Origin of the sequence: Nocardia sp. NPDC057227 (genome assembly GCF_042669725.1) — a bacterium.
Lineage (GTDB): Bacteria > Actinomycetota > Actinomycetes > Mycobacteriales > Mycobacteriaceae > Nocardia > Nocardia asteroides_A.
Genome location: NZ_JBHUXA010000015.1, coordinates 78106 through 94793 on the forward strand (window position 1 = coordinate 78106; position 16688 = coordinate 94793).

Genomic DNA, 16688 nt, shown 5'->3' on the forward strand with positions numbered 1-16688 from the left:
CAAACTAGTTGCTTGTGTCAAACAACCGTCGTATAGTTGCTTAACGCAAGCAAGCAAATAGTCTGTTGCGGGAGTGGTCACGATGGCGGTGTCGAGCACGACGGCCCAGAGCCTGATCGACGAGCTCTACCTCATGGCCAGGGCGATCAAGGTCTCGATCGCCAGGAACGAGGACGAGCGGCTGCTCGCGGGCGGCCTCGGGGTGCTGGTCACCCTGGAGGAGCACGGCCCGTGCAGGCAGGGCGATCTGGCGGTCTCGATGTGCCTCAGCCCGTCGGCACTGAGCCGCCACGTCGCCGAACTGGTCGCCGACGACCTGCTGAGCAGGCATCCCGATCCGACCGACGGCAGGGCCACGGTCCTGCACATCACCGACCCCGGCCGCGCACTGCTGCGCCGGATCCGGGTCAAGCGCGCCGAGGTCATGGCCGCCCTGCTCGACGACTGGGGCGACGACGACGCCGAACGCGCCCGCAGCACCATCCGCACCCTCCGGGAAAAGCTCACCGAACACGCTCTCCGCACCGGCGCGGGCGAGCACCAGCCGGTTCGATAGAAAGTCAGGTATTCGATGTCCACCACAGCCGAGGCGGTGAAAGACCGAGATCCGGCCGCCATGAGTCACCGCGAGATCCTGGAAGCGATGACCGGTCTGCTGGCCGCGCTGTTCACAGCGCTGCTGAGCACCACCATCGTCGCGACCGCGTTGCCGACCATCATCGGCGACCTGAAGGGTTCGCAGACGGCCTACGCCTGGGTCATCACCACGGCGCTGCTCGCCAACGCGGCGACCACCCCGATCTGGGGCAAGCTCGCCGACCTGTTCAACAAGAAACTGCTCGTGCAGTCCGCCATCGTGATCTTCGTGATCGGCTCGGTGATCGCGGGCTTCGCGCACACCGTGCCGCTGCTGCTGGTCGCCCGGGTCATCCAGGGCGTCGGCATGGGCGGGCTGACGGCGCTGGTCGTCGCCATCATCGGCTCGATCGTCTCGCCCCGTGAGCGCGGCAGGTACTCCGGCTACATGGGCGCCGTCATGGCGGTCTCCATGTCCGGCGGCCCGATCCTCGGCGGCGTGATCGTGGACAGCCCGCTCGGCTGGCGCTGGTGCTTCTTCGTCTGCGTGCCGCTGGCCGTGATCGCTCTCTTCCTGCTGCAGCGCACGCTGCGGCTGCCCACCGAGCGCAAGACCGGCGGCTCCATCGACTGGCTCGGCGCGACACTGCTCACCGCGGGCGTCTCGGTGCTGCTGATCTGGGTGTCCTTCGCGGGCAAGGCCGGCTACTACGACTGGTTCTCCCGGGAGTCGGCGCTCTACGTCGGCGCGGGCCTGCTGCTGCTGGCCGCCACCGTGTGGGTCGAGCGGCGGGCGAAGTCGCCGATCATTCCGCTGCCGATCGTGCTGGAGAAGACCACCGGGCTGGCGATCCTCGCCTCCATCGCGGTCGGTATCGGCATGTTCGGCGCGACCACCTTCCTCGGCCAGTACTTCCAGACCGCGCGGGGCTACTCCCCCACCGCGGCAGGCGTCCTGACCATCCCGCTGGTGGCAGGCATGCTGATCGCCTCGGTGACCTCGGGGCAGCTGATCACCCGGTTCGGCAAGTGGAAGCGCTTCGTGGTCCTCGGCGGCGTGCTGCTGGTGATCGGCTTCGGGCTGCTCTCCACCATCGACCACGCCACCGACCTGTGGCTGGTCGGCGGCTACATCACCGTGGTCGGCCTCGGCGTCGGCATGATGATGCAGAACCTGGTGCTGGCCGTGCAGAACACGGTGAGCGTGCAGAACATCGGCGCCGCCTCCAGCAGCGTCGCGTTCTTCCGCACCTTCGGCGGCGCGATCGGGGTCTCGGTGCTCGGCTCGATCCTGGCCTCCCGGGTGGGTGAGCTCTCCGCGGATGGCTTCGCGAAGCTGGGTATCCCGGCGGGCAGCTCCGGCGGCGGCACCCTCGACCTGAAGTCGCTGCCCGCCCCGGTCCTGGAGATCGTCCGCGCCGCCTACGGCGACGCCACCGGGCGCATCTTCCTGGTCGCCGCCGCGGCCTGCGTCATCGCGCTGGTCGCTGCCGCGCTGCTGCCGAACAAGCCGCTGCGCACCACGATCGACATCGACCCGGCGCTCGACCCCATGCAGCCGGGGACGACGCCGCGGACCGAGAACACCGTCGACGACACCACCAGGGAGCGCGTGCTGCAGCACTGACTCCCCGAGCAGCGGGCCCCGGAGCGATCCGGGGCCCGTTTCTCATTTCCGCGACCGGCGCGGCAGCTCGACCGCGGTGAGCCCGGCCAGCATGGCGGCCTCGCCGATATTGCCGAGCGGCGGCACCGCCACCGCCGTGCCGGAGGCCAGCACCAGCAGCACCGTCCCCACCAGCGGCTCCCACCGCGACTCGCGGCGCAGCAGCCAGATGCTCGCGGTCAGCAGCACCACGGTCACGACCAGCGGGACGATCGGCGGCGCGGGCTCGGCGGAGGCGTAGCGCAGGGTGTCGGCGTACTCCTTGGGGATCAGCTCCAGGTGCGGCAGCTCGAACACGCCCCACGCGATCAGGATCGCGGTGAGCGCGACCGCCGACCAGCGCAGCCGCTGCCCCGCGGCCACCCGGTCGGCCGCCCAGAGCACCAGCACCGGGGTGAGCAGGGCGTGGCCGATGAAGCGGCCGAGGCTGATCGTCTCCAGCAGCGCGCCCTCGCCGAGCACCGCGCCCAGCCCGATGATCGCCGAGTCGTAGGCGACGCCGAGGCCGACCACCCCGAGCAGCCAGACGCGGGCGGGCCGGGTGGTGCGGGTCCAGAGCAGGGCCACGCAGGCGAGCTGGACGAGTGCGGTGAGGAGCAGGAGCGCGGAGATCACGCCACACCCTAGCGAAACGGACAATCTCACCCGTTGCGGGTGATCTGCTGGCACGCTGTCAGCTGCCAGGATCACCCGCAACGAGACCCGGAGGTGCCCATGTGGCGAGCCACTCTTGCCGCGTTTGCTGGAACACTGCTGACCTGCGCCACGGCGCCGCTCGTCACCGCGCAACCGCCGGGCTACCAGGAGTACGTCTCGCTCGGTGACTCCTGGTCGGCGGGCGCGACCCTGAACCCCGCGCTGCTCAACAGCGAGTTCGTGCCGCTCGGCTGCCTGCAGCGCACGCAGAACTTCGCCAGGCAGGTGGCCGAGGCGCTGAACGTCCCCACCTTCCGGGACGCGGCCTGCGCCGGCGCCACCACCGAGGACATGACGGTCGACCAGCCACTCGGCAAGGACCAGTACCCGTCGTACAACGAACCGCAGTTCGACCGGCTCACCCCGGACACCGACCTGGTGACGATCCTGATCGGCGGCAACGACGTCGGGCTTGCGGCGACGGTGCGCACCTGCATCACCCCGAACCCGGCCGTCTCGCCGTGCGTGTCCAGGTTCGTGGTGAACGGCGTCGACCAGATGACGCAGCGGATCGAGGCCGCCGAGCCGAAGATCGCCGCCACCATCAGGGGCATCGCCGAGCGCTCGCCGAACGCCAGGATCGTCATGCTGAACTACCTGGACGGCGTCGCCGTCGGCGACCCGTGCTACCCGATCATCCCGATCTCGCCGACCGACGTGAACTGGCTTGCCGAGAAGCTCGCCCAGTTGAACACCATGCTCGCCGCCGTAGCCAGGCAGACCGGGGTGGAGTTCGCGAACACCTACGCGGGCAGCGTCGGGCACGACGCCTGCCGCGCGCCCGGCGTCCGCTGGGTCGAGGGGCTGATCCCGGTCACCGCCGACCCGCCCGGCCCCGCGCTCCCCTTCCACCCCAACCAGCTCGGCGTCAACCACCAGGCGAGCACGGTGCTCGCGACCCTCGGCGGCTGATTCCCGCGCGGCAGGTCGGGTAGCCGGGCAGCAACCGACCCGAGGAGGAGCCCGTGCCCGACCCCGCCGCCGTGCTGTTCGACATCGACGGAACCCTCGTCGACTCCAACTACCAGCACACCCGCGCCTGGCACCGCGCCTTCCGCGAGGCGGGGGCGGTGGTGCCGAGCTGGCGCATCCACCGCGCGATCGGCATGGACGGCGACACCCTGATCGAGACGCTCGCCCCCGATATCGACGCGGATCGCGCCGACGGGCTGCACTCCCGGTACTACCTGGAGTCCGCCGGGGAGCTCACCCTGCTCCCCGGCGCCCGCGAAATCCTGCACGCGCTGCACGATCGCGGTCTGCGCATCGTCCTCGCCACCTCCGCCGCGCCCGACGAACTCGCCCGCCTGCGCGAGCTGCTCGACAGCGATGCGATCCTGCACGCCGTCACCGACGCCGACGACGTGCGGACGGCCAAGCCGGACCCGGCCATCGTCCGCGTCGCCCTCGACCGGGCGGGCGTCTCCGCCGACCGGGCGGTCTTCGTCGGGGACACGGTGTGGGACGCGAAAGCCGCGACCGAGGTCGGGGTGCGCGCCGTCGGCGTACTCAGCGGAGGTATCCCCCGCGACGAGCTGACCTCGTCAGGTGCGGAGTTCGTCTGCGACGACGTCGCGGAGCTGCTGCGCGAGGTCGACCGGAGCCCCATCGGCGAACTGCTCTGATCGCGACGTGCAGGTCACGCACCCGGATTCGGACCGGATCGAGGGTGCCGTAGGTTGAAACCCCGTGCGCGCGTTCATGGTCGATGGTCATCCACTGCTCGGTAAGATTCCGGGGCCGCTCGTGCCCGCCCGCTTCGGGGACACACTGTGGGTGGCGGGCGGCGGGCGTGGGGACAGCGCCGTGCTGCGGTTCGACGGCGAGGGGTGGCGGTCGCGGCGGCTCGGCGCGCACGGCCTGCGCGCGATCCTGCCGCTGAGCGACACCGCGGCGGTCGTCGCCGGTGAGCACGGCTTTCTCGCGATCATCGACGCGGACGACGAGCGGATCGTCCCGACCGGCACCGGGGGCTGCCTGTACGCGCTGGCGGCGGTCGACGGGTCGATCCGGGTGACCGGTGACGCCGGGTTCGTGGCAGTGCTCGACCCGGGGACCGGGGAACTGCGCGTCGAACCGCCGTTCACCGGTGACAGCGTCGTGGCCGTGGCCGCGGCCCCCGACGGGGCGACGGTTTTCGCGGCGGGGGCCGCACTGATCGTCCGCTCCGCCGACAGCTCCGTGCGCGAGTCGTTCCGCGGGAACGCCCCGCTGTGCGGCGTCGCCTTCGCCCCCGACGGCCGCGGCGTGGTCGTCGGCGACAAGGGGCAGGTGTTCCGGTCGGCGCCCGGTGGCTCCTTCCTGCCGTGTGCGGAAGCGCCGTCGCTCGATCTGGAGCACGTGCACTACGACGCGCCCCACGACCGCTTCCTCGTCGTCGGCGCGGACGGTTTCGTCGGCGTGCTCGACGACACCGGTTTTCGGGCCGCGCCGCCCGCGACCCCGCCGTACCGCCTCAGCGGTGTCGTCGAATGGGGCGACGGCCACCTGTTCACCGGCTGGACCCAGCAGGGCCCGCCCTTCGAGTTCCGCGGCGCGCTCTACCACGACGGCAGCACCGTGCCCGACACCGTGTACCGGCCACCCCGCCAGGACTTCGGCCCGCCGCGCAGCCGCACCGTCGCCGTGCCGTCGGCCGCGGCGCTCGGTGCCGGTGACTACACCGTGCTCCCGCTCGAGGAGGCCACCCGGCTCCTTCCCGGGGTGTCCTGGCCCGACTGCGCACTCGACGAGGTCCGGTTCTACGACGGCGACGTCCACGTCGCGGATGCGAACGCGCTGCTCGGAAGCGACGACGACGCCGACTACGCGGTCGCGATCCGCGGCGACCTCACCGTCGACGGCACGCTCGACGCCACCGCGGGCGGCGACGGCTACGGCAGCCTGCTCGTCGTCGGCGGCGACGTGTGGGCGCGCGCGGCGATGTTCCGCTACGGCATCGCCGCCTCCATCGGCGGAACCCTCCAGGTCGCCACCGTGGTGCTGTGCGACCACGGCGACGACGGCGGCACCCTGTGCGCCGAGGAGATCGACGCGCAGGTGCTGTCCTACTCGCTGTACTTCCCGCGCCCCGACGCCGAGTTCGACGCGTTCCTCATCGGTGACGTCTACGGCGAGGCGAGTTTCCCCCCGGAGCGGGCCGACGAGGTCTTCGTCCCCGAGGTCCTCGAGGACGGATTCCTCGACGAGCGCACCGCGGCGCAGTGGCTGCGCGAGGGGCGCCCGATCCTGCGCGAGGATTGAGCGACCACCGACCGTCCCGCTTCGAGATCGGGAGCGATCACGCCACCGCGACGTCGTCGGTGATCGGCAGCCCGGCCACCGACACGTCGGCGATCGCCTCCAGCCGCTCCCGCGGCATACCGAGCCTGCTCCCCTGGATCAGCCCCTGCGCCACCAGGATCACCTGGGCCGCCACCACGTCGACGTCGAATCCGTCGGCCACGACGAGCCTTTCGGCGACGGCGCGCTCCATGACCGAGGTGGCGCGCGCGCCGATCTCGACCACCTCGGGGATGCGGACGCCGAGCCCGGCGATGCTGTTGAGCATGAGGCACCCGCGGCGGTCCGGGTGCTCGGCGCAGCCGTCGAGGACGGCGTGGAAGAGGGCGCGCACGGCGTCGCGGGGCGAGCCGGGGGCGGACTCCATGACCTCGCGGATGAGCGCGGCGCGGCGTTCGCAGTAGCGGCCGTAGGCGGCGAGGAAGAGGCCGCGCTTGCTGCCGAAGGCGGCGTAGATGCTGCCGTTGCCGATGCCGGTCGCGCGCGAGACGCCCTCGACCGAGGTGTCGTCGAAGCCGCGCATCCAGAACAGTTCGGTCGCGGCGTCCAGCAGATTCGACTCGTCGAACCGTCGTGGGCGTCCCATAGCGCCACGGTATCCGATGGCGAGTTCGCCCACACCGGTTGTTCTGGAGCCGCTACTCCATAATACTGAGCGGTATGTGCCCGGAATTCGCTGTACCCGCACGACGCCGCATCGGCATCCTGCTCTTCGAGGGTGTGAAGATGCTGGACTTCGCTGGACCTGCGGAAGTCTTCGTGGAGGCGAACCAGTCGCTGAACGGTTACCAGGTGGTGCTGCTGTCCCCGGACGGCTGCGATGTCGGCACCTCGATCGGTGCCAGGATCGAGGTCGCCGGGGCGGCCGCGGACGCGGGCCGGTTCGACACGGTGGTGATCCCGGGCAGCGAGCGGCCGCTGTCGACCTGGGCCACCCCGCAGGTGCTCGCGGCGGCGCGGCACCTGTCGGCGCGCACCCGCCGGTTGGCCTCGGTCTGCAGCGGCGCCTACGTGCTCGGCGAGCTCGGGCTCCTCGACGGCAGGCGGGCGACCACGCACTGGAAGTTCACCACCGACCTCGCCAGGCGCTACCCGCGGGCCGCGGTGGACCCGGACGCCATCTTCGTGCGCGACGGCACGCTCTACAGCTCGGCCGGGGTCGCCGCCGGGATGGACCTGGCGCTGGCGCTGGTCGAGGAGGACCACGGCGCCGACGTGGCGCGCCGGGTCGCGCAGTCCCTTGTGGTCTACATGCAGCGGGCGGGCGGGCAGTCGCAGTTCTCCGCCTCGCTGAGCGGCCCGGCGCCGCGCACCCCGCTGGTGCGGGCGGTGGTCGACCTGATCTGCGCCGATCCCGCGGCCCCGCACACCGTGCAGAGCCTCGCCGCGCACGCCCGGGTCAGCATCAGGCACCTGACCAGGCTGTTCCGGGCCGAACTCGAGCGCTCACCCGCCGAGTACGTGGCGTTCATCCGCTTCGGCGTCGCGCGCGACCTGCTGCACTCGGGCTCCGGCGTCACCGAGGCGGCGATGACGGCCGGGTACGGCAGCAGCGAGGCGCTGCGCCGGGCGTTCGTGGCCCGGCTCGGGATCTCGCCGCGCAAGTACCAGCAGCGGTTCCGCTCCACCGGCAGCGCGGGCGCGCCGCTGCTGGCGGCGGTCGGCACCTGACCCCGGTGTCCCGATCGGTGGCTTTCCGGGCCGCTGAGGCGGGGCGCCGACAACTCTCCGAGCGAAGACTCGACACTGCGCCGGCAGGTGCCGGTCCGGAAAGGAAATCCATGTCCTCCCCCACCATCGTCCTCGTCCACGGTGCCTTCGCCGACGCCGCGAGCTGGGCTCCGGTCACCCAGCGGCTGCTCGCGAAGGGGCACCGCGTGCTCGTCCCGCCGGTCTACAACCGCAGCCTCGCCGCCGACGCGGCCTCGATCCGCGCCGTGGTTGAGGCGGTCGACGGCCCGGTGCTGCTGGCCGGGCACTCCTACGGCGGCGCGGTGATCACCGTGGCCGGGGTGGCGGAGAACGTGGCCGGGCTGGTCTACGTCGCGGGCTACGCGCTGGACGAGGGCGAGAGCCTGGGGCAGCTGCAGGGCGGCTTCCCCGACTCCGACCTGGCATCCGCGCTGGTCTACACGCCGTTCCCGGTACCGGGCGGCGAGCCGGGCACCGACGTCTCGGTGGATATCGACAAGTTCCCCGAGGTCTTCGCCGCGGGGCTGGATCCGGCCGAGGCCGCGGTGCTCGCCGTCTCGCAGCGCCCGCTCACCGCCTTCGCCTTCGGCGAACCGGCCAGCGTGGCGGCCTGGAAGACCAAGCCGGGATGGGGCATCGTCTCGAGTGCCGACCGCACCATCAACCCGGACGTCGAGCGCTTCGGCTACCAGCGCGCCGGGCTGCGCTCGGTGGTCGAGATCGACGGTCCGCACCTGGTGATGCGCACCCACCCCGACGAGGTGGTCGCGGTGCTCACCGAGGCGCTCGCCGCACTGTCCTGAAACGTTCCATCGAGAAAGGCACCCCGCTATGGCAGGAAATCCGCACGGCCTCTCGCTCGAACCCGCCGCCCAGGCATTCGTGGACGCGACCTCGGAGCCGCCCTTCCTCTACCAGCTCGACCCCGAGGAGGGCCGCAAGACCGTCGACGGCGTCCAGGATTCGGAGATCTGGAAGCCCGAGATCGACGAGGAGTGGGTGACCGTCGACGGCGGCCCGACCGGGTCGGTCCGGGCGCGGATCGTCAAGCCGAATGGCGCCGCGGGCGCGCTGCCGGTGATCGTCTACACGCACGGCGCCGGCTGGGTCTTCGGCGATGCGCACACCCACGACCGGCTGGTCCGCGACCTCGCGGTCGGCGCGAACGCGGCGGTGGTGTTCCCGGAGTACGACCGCTCCCCCGACGTGCGGTACCCGGTCGCCAACGAGCAGTCCTACCGGGTGGCGCAGTGGGTCGCCGGCGACGGCGCCGCGCACGGGCTGGACGCGTCGCGGATCGCGGTCGCCGGTGACTCGGTCGGCGGCAACATGGCGATCGCGCTCACCCTGCTCGCCAAGGAGCGCGGCGACCTGAGCTTCGTGCAGCAGGTGCTCTTCTACCCGGTCACCGACGCGGCCTTCGAGACCGAGTCCTACCACCGCTTCGCCGAGGGCTACTTCCTGGCCCGCGACGGAATGCAGTGGTTCTGGGACCAGTACACCCCCAGCGCGGAGGACCGGGCGCAGATCACCGCCTCGCCGCTGCGCGCGAGCACCGAGCAGCTGGCCGGGCTGCCGCCCGCGCTCGTCATTACCGCCGAGGCCGACGTCCTGCGCGACGAGGGCGAGGCGTACGCGGCGAAGCTGCGCGCCGCGGGTGTTCCGGTGACCGCGGTGCGCTACGGCGGCATCGTGCACGACTTCGTCATGCTGAACACGCTGCACGACACCGAGGCCGCCAAGGCCGCCGTCGCCCAGGCCGTCGCGACCCTGCGCTCCGCGCTGCACCCCGCATGAGCGTTCCGACGATCGTGCTCGTGCACGGCGCCTTCGCCGACTCGTCCAGCTGGAACGGCGTGATCGCCCGGCTGCGCGCCGACGGGCACCGGGTGATCGCCGCCGCCAACCCGCTGCGTGGGCTGGCCTCCGACGCCGCCTACGTCGCCTCGGTGCTGCGCACCGTCGACGGCCCGGTGGTGCTGGCCGGACACTCCTACGGCGGCAGCGTGATCACCGTCGCCGCGGCCGGGCAGCCGAACGTGGCCGCGCTGGTCTACGTGGCCGCGTTCATCCCGGACACCGGCGAGAGCGCGCTGGAACTCACCGACAAGTTCCCCGGCTCGACGCTCGGGCCGACCACGACTCCGGCGGAGTACCCGGGCGGCACCGAGCTGACCATCGGGCAGGACGAGTTCCCCGGGCAGTTCGCCGCAGATGTAGACAGTGCCCCCGCCGCGCTGCTGGCCGTGACCCAGCGTCCGGTGGCGCTGGCCGCGCTGCAGGAGGGCGCGGCGGCGACCGCCTGGCGGGACGTCCCGGTGTTCGCCCTGCTCACCACCGAGGACAAGAACATCCCGGTGGCGTCGCAGCGCTTCATGGCCGAGCGCGCGGGCGCGACGTCGGTGGAGGTCGACGCCTCGCACGCGGTGGCGGTCTCCCGGCCGGACGTGGTCGCGGAGCTGATCGGAAGGGCGGTGGCGGCCGTCCGCTGACGGCGCCGGTGGCGGCGCAGGGTAAGAAGAAGCGTGCGGTCCCGCGCCGCCACCAACCACCGTCGAACGAGGAGAGCTGGTTCATGACGAACCCCACCGCGCGTGCACAGATCGGGGTCACCGGCCTCGCGGTCATGGGCAGCAATATCGCCCGGAACTTCGCGCGGCACGGCTACACCGTCGCGCTGCACAACCGCAGTATCGCCAAGACCGACGCGCTGCTGGCCGAGCACTCCGGCGACGGCGATTTCGTGCGCACCGAGACCATCGCCGAGCTGATCGACGCCCTGGAGAAGCCGCGCCGGGTGCTGATCATGGTCAAGGCGGGCGATGCCACCGACGCCGTGATCGAGGAGCTCGCCTCGGCGATGGAGACCGGCGACATCATCATCGACGGCGGCAACGCCCTCTACACCGACACCATCCGGCGCGAAGCCGCCCTGCGCGAACGCGGGCTGAACTTCGTCGGCGCGGGTATCTCCGGCGGCGAGGAGGGCGCGCTGAACGGGCCCTCGATCATGCCGGGCGGCCCGGCGGAGTCCTACGAGTCGCTGGGTCCGCTGCTGGAGTCGATCGCCGCGCAGGTCGACGGGACGCCGTGCTGCACCCACATCGGCCCGGACGGCTCCGGGCACTTCGTGAAGATGGTGCACAACGGTATCGAGTACGCCGACATGCAGCTCATCGGCGAGGCCTACCACCTGTTCCGCGAGGCGCTGGGTTACGACGCCAAGCAGATCGCGGATGTGTTCACCCAGTGGAACACCGGTGATCTGGAGAGCTACCTGGTCGAGATCACCGCCGAGGTGCTCAACCAGGTCGACGCCAAGACCGGCAAAGCCCTGGTCGATGTGATCGTGGACGCCGCCGAGCAGAAGGGCACCGGCCGCTGGACCGTGAAATCCGCCCTCGACCTTGGTATTCCGGTGACCGGGATCGCCGAGGCGGTCTTCGCCCGCGCCATCTCGGGCTCCCGCGCCCAGCGCAAGGCCGCCCAGGGCCTCGCCTCCGGGACGCTGGCGGACAAGCCCACCGATGCCGAGACCTTCACCGAGGACATCCGCCGCGCGCTGTATGCCTCCAAGGTGATCGCCTACGCCCAGGGCTTCGACCAGATCGCCGCGGGCAGCGCCGAGTACGGCTGGAACCTCACCCCCGGTGACCTGGCCCGGATCTGGCGCGGCGGCTGCATCATCCGGGCGCGCTTCCTCAACCGGATCACCGAGGCCTACGACCGGAACCCGGAGCTGCCGAGCCTCATCCTGGACCCCTACTTCCGGGACGCGATCGAGACCGGCATCGACAGCTGGCGCCGAGTCGTCTCGACCGCGACCCTGCTCGGAATCCCGGTACCGGCCTTCGGCTCCTCGCTCTCCTACTACGACGCGCTGCGCGCCGAACGCCTGCCCGCCGCCCTCACCCAGGGCCAGCGCGACTTCTTCGGCGCCCACACCTACGAGCGCACCGACGCCGAAGGCAAGTTCCACACGCTGTGGAGCGGGGACCGCAGCGAAGTATCCGCTTGACCTCAACAATGGTTGAGGGGTCACGGTGGAGCCATGAACTCCACCGTGACCGAACCACTGCAGATCGCCGTCGTCGTCGGCAGCACCAGGCCGGGCCGGCTCGGCCCGGCCGTGGCGGAGTGGTTCCTGGACCGCGTTCGCGCGCGTCCTGAGCTGACCCCCGCTGTCGTCGACGTCGGCGATACCGAGCTGCCGCACTCCTTCGGCGCCCCGGCTCCGGGGCTGGCTCCGGCCGCGGCCGCGCTGGCCGCCGCCGACGCCTTCGTCGTCGTCACCCCCGAGTACAACCACAGCTACCCCGGCTCCCTGAAGAACCTGATCGACCTGCACTCGGCCGAATGGCGCGCCAAGCCGGTCGCTTTCGTCAGCTACGGCGGCGTCTCCGGCGGGCTGCGCGCGGTGGAGCACCTGCGCGGAGTCTTCGCCGAGCTGCACGCCGTGACCGTGCGCGACACCGTGAGCTTCCACAATCCGTGGGACCGCGCCGAAGGCGGCCGCCTGCGCGCCGACCCCGAGTCCGACGCCGCCGCCACCACGCTGCTGAACCAGCTCGTCTGGTGGGGCGAGGCGCTGCGCACCGCCCGCGCCGACCGCCCCTACGGCAGCTGAGGGCGAGCCCGTGACGAACACCCTGACCGAACCCGTCGTCGCCGAGCGCAATCCGATGACGGTCGCGCTGGTCCTCGTGGTCGGCTCGATCATGTCGACGCTGGACCAGACCATCGTCAATGTCGCCATCCACCGGCTCTCCATCGACTTCGACGCGCCGCTCTCCACCATCCAGTGGGTGACCACTGGCTACGCGCTGGCGCTCGGCGCGGTGGTGCCCGCCTCGGCCTGGGCGATCGGGCGGTTCGGTGCCAAGCGGCTCTACCTCTTCGCGGTGGTCTTCTTCGCGCTCGGTTCGCTGCTGGCCGGGCTGGCCTGGGACATCGGCTCGCTCATCGCCTTCCGGGTGCTGCAGGGCGTCGGCGGCGGGCTGCTCATGCCGGTCGGCATGACGATCCTGCTGCGCGCCGCCGCGGCCACCCCGGAGCGGCTCGGCCGGTTGATGAGCACGCTCGGGCTGGCCATCCTGGTCGGCCCGCTGGCCGGGCCGGTGCTCGGCGGGTACCTGATCGACGAGATCTCCTGGCGCTGGATGTTCTTCGTGAACGTCCCGGTCGCGGCGCTGGTGGTACTGCTCGCCGTGCGCGTCTTCCCGGCCGACGTGCCCGAGCCGCGCAAGCCGCTCGACCTGATCGGGCTCGCGCTGATGTCGCCAGGGCTGGCGCTGCTCATCTACGGCGTCACCGCGGCGGGTGAGCGCGGCGGTTTCGCCGCACCCGCCGTGCTCGGCCCCCTGCTGATCGGGGCTGCGCTGGTGGCGGCGTTCGGGTATCGCGGGTTCACCGCGGAGAATCCGCTGCTCGACCTGCGGGTGCTGCGCAACCGGTCGGTGGCGGCGGCCGCGGCGGTGCTCGGGTTGTTCGCGGCCGGGTACTTCGGGTCGATGCTGTTGCTGCCGCTGTACTTCCAGGTGGTGCGCGGGGAGTCGGCCATGGTCGCGGGTGCGCTCGGGATTCCGTTCGCGCTGGCGTCCGGGTGCGCCATGCAGGTGGCGGGGCGGCTCATCGACCGGGTGCCGCCGGGGCGCTACCTGCCGGTGTCGATCGGGGTCGGGCTGCTCGGCTTCCTGCTCTTCCGGGCGCAGCTCGACGCGGACGCCTCCTACTGGGGGCTGTGCGCGGCCATGCTGCTGATGGGGGCGGGCGGCGGCGGGACGATGATGCCAGCCATCACGGTCGCCACCCGCAATCTCGCGCCGGAGCAGCAGGCGAGCGGGACCACGACGGTGAACATGGTCAACACCACCGCGCTCGCCATCGGCACCGCCGTCACCTCGGTGGTACTGGCCGCGCTGCTCCCGGTCGACGGCGGATTGCAGGCGCTGCACCACATGGGCGCGGAAGCGCAGGCCGCACTGGCGCCCGCGCTGGCGCGGGCCTTCCAGGACTCGTACCTGGTCGCGCCCGTACTCATGGCGCTGGCGGTGATCCCGGCGCTGCTGCTGCCGCGGCGTCGGGGTTGACATAAATATGATGACCGGTCTACTTTTGGGTCATGGGTAGCAAGGGTGCCGAGACCCGGCAGCGCATGGTGGCCGCGACGCTCGCCTCGATCGAGCGGCGCGGCTACTTCGGTGCCGGGTTGAACCAGATTCTGGCGGACAGCGGCACCCCGCGCGGATCGCTGTACTTCCACTTCCCCGGCGGGAAGGACGAATTGGTGGCCGAGGCGGTTCGGGAGGCGGCCGCTGTGGTCGAGGCGGTGCTGGCCGAGGTGGATCCGAGTGATCCGGTCGGTGCTGTCGGCGCGGTGCTCGGCGCGTTCGGGGATCGGCTCGAGGAGTCCGGGTGGGAGTGCGGGTGTCCGATCGCGGCGGTCGCGCTGGAGGTCTCCGGGACGCACGATCCCATCCAGCGGGCCTGTGCGGAGGTTTTCGCGCGGTGGACCGAGATGATTCGGCTCGGGTTGGTCGCTGCCGGGCGGGATGATGCCGACGATCTCGCGTCGTCGCTGCTCGCCCTGATCGAGGGGGCGTTGCTGCTCGCTCAGACCCAGCGCAGTCGGAAGCCGTTGGATCGCGCTCTGCGCACGGCGCGGGTGTTGCTGAGCTGAGCGCGGTTTTCGCGTGGCCCGAAAATATGTAGACCAGTCAATCAAGGAGTTCTTGTGGCCGACAGTATCGTCTTCGGCGCCGCCGGGTTCATCGGTAGCGCGCTCGTCGCCCGGTTGCTGGACGAGGGCCGGACGGTGATCGCCGCGGTGCGGCCGGGCAGTGAATCCCGGGTGCGTATCCGGCATCCGGATCTGACCGTGGTCGCCGCGGACATCACGAAACCCGATCTCGGACCGATAGATTCTCTCGCTGTCCAGGACGTCTACAACTGCGCCGCGCGCTTCGCCTTCGGCCTCGATGCCGCCGACGCCAGGGCGGTGAACGTCGACGGGGCGGTGCACGTGCTGGAGTGGGCGGCGCGGCTGCCCGCGCTGCGCAGGCTGGTGCACGTGAGCGGGTATCGGGTGTCCGTTCCAGGGCATCGGCCCGACTACCGCGCCGGCGCGTACGAGGCGTCCAAGACCGAGGGTGACCGGGCGCTGTGGCAGCGGGCCGCGGAGTTGAATGTCCCGGTCACGGTGGCGAATCCGAGTACGGTCCTCGGTCCCGGGCAGTACATCGGCTTGGCCGAGATGGTGCGTGACCTGTGGCAGGGGAAGCTGCCCGCCATCCCGGGTGGGCGGCGCACCCTGGTGCCGATCGTGGAGCTCGGCTACTTCGCGGAGTTCCTCGCGCGGATTCCGGAGTACCCCGAGACAGCGGGTGCCGCCTACACCGTGCTCGACCCGGACAGCCCCGCGCTGCCCGACCTGATCCGTTTCCTGGCAGCGCATCTCGACGTGCCCGCACCGCGCTTCACCGTTCCGCTGGGGGTGTTGCGGAGGTTGCCTGCCGCGCTCACCGGGGTGGATCGCGAGCGGCTGGCCTTTCTGTCCGAGGATCGGTACGACACCTCCACCGCGCAGGCGTTCGCCGCGCGGGCGGGGCTGGTGATGCCGCCCACCGAGACAGTGTTGCGGGAGTGGGCGGATCACCTGATGGACAGCGGGTTCGGGGAGGAAGGTACTCGAATGTCATCGGTGGTGACGAAGTCGAGAAGTTCGTGAGCCGCGCCGACGATCCCGCGCGCCTGCGGGCCCACAGTGCCGTTTCCACGGCCCTGGGGATGCTCAGTGATCACGCGCTGCGCGACCTGGTGGATACGGCTACGCCGATCGGCGCCGGGATCGGCGGGAAAGCGGCGCTGCTCGAGGTCGACGGCATTTCGGTCTTCGTGAAGCGCGTACCGCTCACCGACCTGGAACGGCAGCCCGAGCACGTCCGGTCGACGGCGAACCTGTTCGATCTGCCGCTCTTCTGCCAGTACGGCGTCGGCCGCATCGGCTCGCCGGGCTTCGGGGCCTGGCGCGAACTCGCCGTCCACACCATGACGACGAACTGGGTGCTCGCCGCCGAATACGAGGGTTTCCCGCTGATGTATCACTGGCGGGTGCTGCCGGACACGACGCCGCTGCCCGAGGAGCTGACCGACATCGACCGCGCCGTCACCTACTGGGGCGACCGGCCGCAGGTGCGCCATCGGATCGAGGCCATGCGGGACTCCTCGGCGAGCATCGCGCTCTTCCTCGAGAACATCCCGCAGACCTTGCGCGAATGGCTCGAGGCCGGCGGCCGAGCCGGCACCGTGGTGGAGCGGGAACTGGCCGCGGGCGCCGAGTTCATGAACAGCCGCGGGCTGCTGCACCTCGACGCGCACTTCGACAACATCCTGACCGACGGGCACCGCCTCTACTTCGCCGACTACGGCCTCGCGCTCAGCACCGCGTTCGACCTCGCGCCCGAGGAGACCGCGTTCTTCGACCGCAACCGGAGCTACGACCGCGGCTACACCGCGAGCTACCTGGCGAACTGGCTGGTCACCGCGCATTTCGGGCAGCAGGACCGGGGCGGACTTGTGCGCGCCTTCGCCGCGGGAGAGCGGCCGCGAGGCGTACCCGACGAGGTCGCGGCGGTCCTCCTCCGGAACGCCCCGTTCGCCGCGGCGATGGCCCCCTTCTTCCGCGGGTTCCTGGACGAGAGCCGCAGCTCCCCCTATCCGGACCGGGAGGTCCGCCGCCTTCTGAGCGGGGCGGCGATGTGAGAGGGTGACCCTTCAC

17 protein-coding genes are annotated in these 16688 nt (G+C 71.3%); 15 read left to right on the top strand and 2 right to left on the bottom strand.

Going from position 1 to position 16688, the window contains the following annotated elements; genetic code table 11:
• The first annotated feature begins 82 nt into the window (after nucleotides 1–82).
• Nucleotides 83–556 (top strand): MarR family winged helix-turn-helix transcriptional regulator, encoded by a 474-nt coding sequence (locus ACFUJ1_RS21085; RefSeq protein WP_378647971.1) that lies wholly within the window; start codon nucleotides 83–85, stop codon nucleotides 554–556.
• Nucleotides 557–571: 15 nt separating this feature from the next.
• The gene (locus ACFUJ1_RS21090) at nucleotides 572–2203 is read left to right on the top strand and encodes an MDR family MFS transporter (protein WP_378647972.1); all 1632 of its coding nucleotides are present in this window, start codon (nucleotides 572–574) and stop codon (nucleotides 2201–2203) included.
• Nucleotides 2204–2245: 42 nt separating this feature from the next.
• Here the strand turns inward: ACFUJ1_RS21090 and ACFUJ1_RS21095 are convergent, their stop codons facing one another.
• On the bottom strand, nucleotides 2246–2857 hold the full coding sequence (locus tag ACFUJ1_RS21095; RefSeq protein ID WP_378647973.1) for a hypothetical protein: 612 nt from the start codon (nucleotides 2855–2857) through the stop codon (nucleotides 2246–2248).
• Nucleotides 2858–2956: 99 nt separating this feature from the next.
• Here ACFUJ1_RS21095 and ACFUJ1_RS21100 point away from each other — a divergent pair, with 99 nt between their 5' ends.
• From ACFUJ1_RS21100 to ACFUJ1_RS21110, 3 genes are all read left to right on the top strand, one after another.
• A complete protein-coding gene (locus ACFUJ1_RS21100; RefSeq protein WP_378647975.1) occupies nucleotides 2957–3850 on the top strand; it encodes an SGNH/GDSL hydrolase family protein in 894 nt (297 codons plus the stop codon).
• A 53-nt stretch (nucleotides 3851–3903) separates the two neighbouring features.
• On the top strand, nucleotides 3904–4563 hold the full coding sequence (locus tag ACFUJ1_RS21105) for an HAD family hydrolase (RefSeq protein WP_378647977.1): 660 nt from the start codon (nucleotides 3904–3906) through the stop codon (nucleotides 4561–4563).
• Between the two features lie 64 nt (nucleotides 4564–4627).
• Complete coding sequence (locus tag ACFUJ1_RS21110) at nucleotides 4628–6181, top strand: hypothetical protein (RefSeq protein ID WP_378647979.1); 1554 nt, start codon at nucleotides 4628–4630, stop codon at nucleotides 6179–6181.
• Nucleotides 6182–6218: 37 nt separating this feature from the next.
• Here the strand turns inward: ACFUJ1_RS21110 and ACFUJ1_RS21115 are convergent, their stop codons facing one another.
• A complete protein-coding gene (locus ACFUJ1_RS21115; RefSeq protein ID WP_378647981.1) occupies nucleotides 6219–6806 on the bottom strand; it encodes a TetR/AcrR family transcriptional regulator in 588 nt (195 codons plus the stop codon).
• A 74-nt stretch (nucleotides 6807–6880) separates the two neighbouring features.
• On the opposite strand from ACFUJ1_RS21115, the gene ACFUJ1_RS21120 reads away from it, so the two are divergent.
• The 10 genes from ACFUJ1_RS21120 (at nucleotide 6881) to ACFUJ1_RS21165 (ending at nucleotide 16672) form a co-directional block, all read left to right on the top strand.
• The gene (locus tag ACFUJ1_RS21120; protein ID WP_378647983.1) at nucleotides 6881–7891 is read left to right on the top strand and encodes a GlxA family transcriptional regulator; all 1011 of its coding nucleotides are present in this window, start codon (nucleotides 6881–6883) and stop codon (nucleotides 7889–7891) included.
• A 110-nt stretch (nucleotides 7892–8001) separates the two neighbouring features.
• Nucleotides 8002–8715 carry an alpha/beta fold hydrolase gene (locus ACFUJ1_RS21125; protein ID WP_378647985.1) on the top strand — a complete coding sequence of 238 codons (714 nt, stop codon included), beginning with the start codon at nucleotides 8002–8004 and terminating at the stop codon, nucleotides 8713–8715.
• Between the two features lie 28 nt (nucleotides 8716–8743).
• The gene (locus tag ACFUJ1_RS21130) at nucleotides 8744–9709 is read left to right on the top strand and encodes an alpha/beta hydrolase (RefSeq protein ID WP_378647987.1); all 966 of its coding nucleotides are present in this window, start codon (nucleotides 8744–8746) and stop codon (nucleotides 9707–9709) included.
• On the top strand, nucleotides 9706–10404 hold the full coding sequence (locus ACFUJ1_RS21135) for an alpha/beta fold hydrolase (protein WP_378647989.1): 699 nt from the start codon (nucleotides 9706–9708) through the stop codon (nucleotides 10402–10404). Before ACFUJ1_RS21130 ends, ACFUJ1_RS21135 begins: the two co-directional genes overlap by 4 nt.
• Nucleotides 10405–10487: 83 nt before the next feature.
• Entirely contained in the window at nucleotides 10488–11930 is a 1443-nt protein-coding gene (gene gndA, locus ACFUJ1_RS21140) for an NADP-dependent phosphogluconate dehydrogenase (RefSeq protein WP_378647991.1), read from the top strand.
• A 33-nt stretch (nucleotides 11931–11963) separates the two neighbouring features.
• Entirely contained in the window at nucleotides 11964–12539 is a 576-nt protein-coding gene (locus tag ACFUJ1_RS21145) for an NADPH-dependent FMN reductase (RefSeq protein ID WP_378647993.1), read from the top strand.
• A gap of 10 nt (nucleotides 12540–12549) precedes the next feature.
• Nucleotides 12550–14001 carry a DHA2 family efflux MFS transporter permease subunit gene (locus ACFUJ1_RS21150; protein WP_378647995.1) on the top strand — a complete coding sequence of 484 codons (1452 nt, stop codon included), beginning with the start codon at nucleotides 12550–12552 and terminating at the stop codon, nucleotides 13999–14001.
• A gap of 32 nt (nucleotides 14002–14033) precedes the next feature.
• A complete protein-coding gene (locus ACFUJ1_RS21155) occupies nucleotides 14034–14591 on the top strand; it encodes a TetR/AcrR family transcriptional regulator (RefSeq protein ID WP_378647997.1) in 558 nt (185 codons plus the stop codon).
• 54 nt (nucleotides 14592–14645) lie between these two features.
• Nucleotides 14646–15638 carry an NAD-dependent epimerase/dehydratase family protein gene (locus ACFUJ1_RS21160; protein WP_378647999.1) on the top strand — a complete coding sequence of 331 codons (993 nt, stop codon included), beginning with the start codon at nucleotides 14646–14648 and terminating at the stop codon, nucleotides 15636–15638.
• A 59-nt stretch (nucleotides 15639–15697) separates the two neighbouring features.
• On the top strand, nucleotides 15698–16672 hold the full coding sequence (locus ACFUJ1_RS21165) for a protein kinase family protein (RefSeq protein ID WP_378648001.1): 975 nt from the start codon (nucleotides 15698–15700) through the stop codon (nucleotides 16670–16672).
• The last annotated feature ends 16 nt before the right edge of the window (nucleotides 16673–16688 follow it).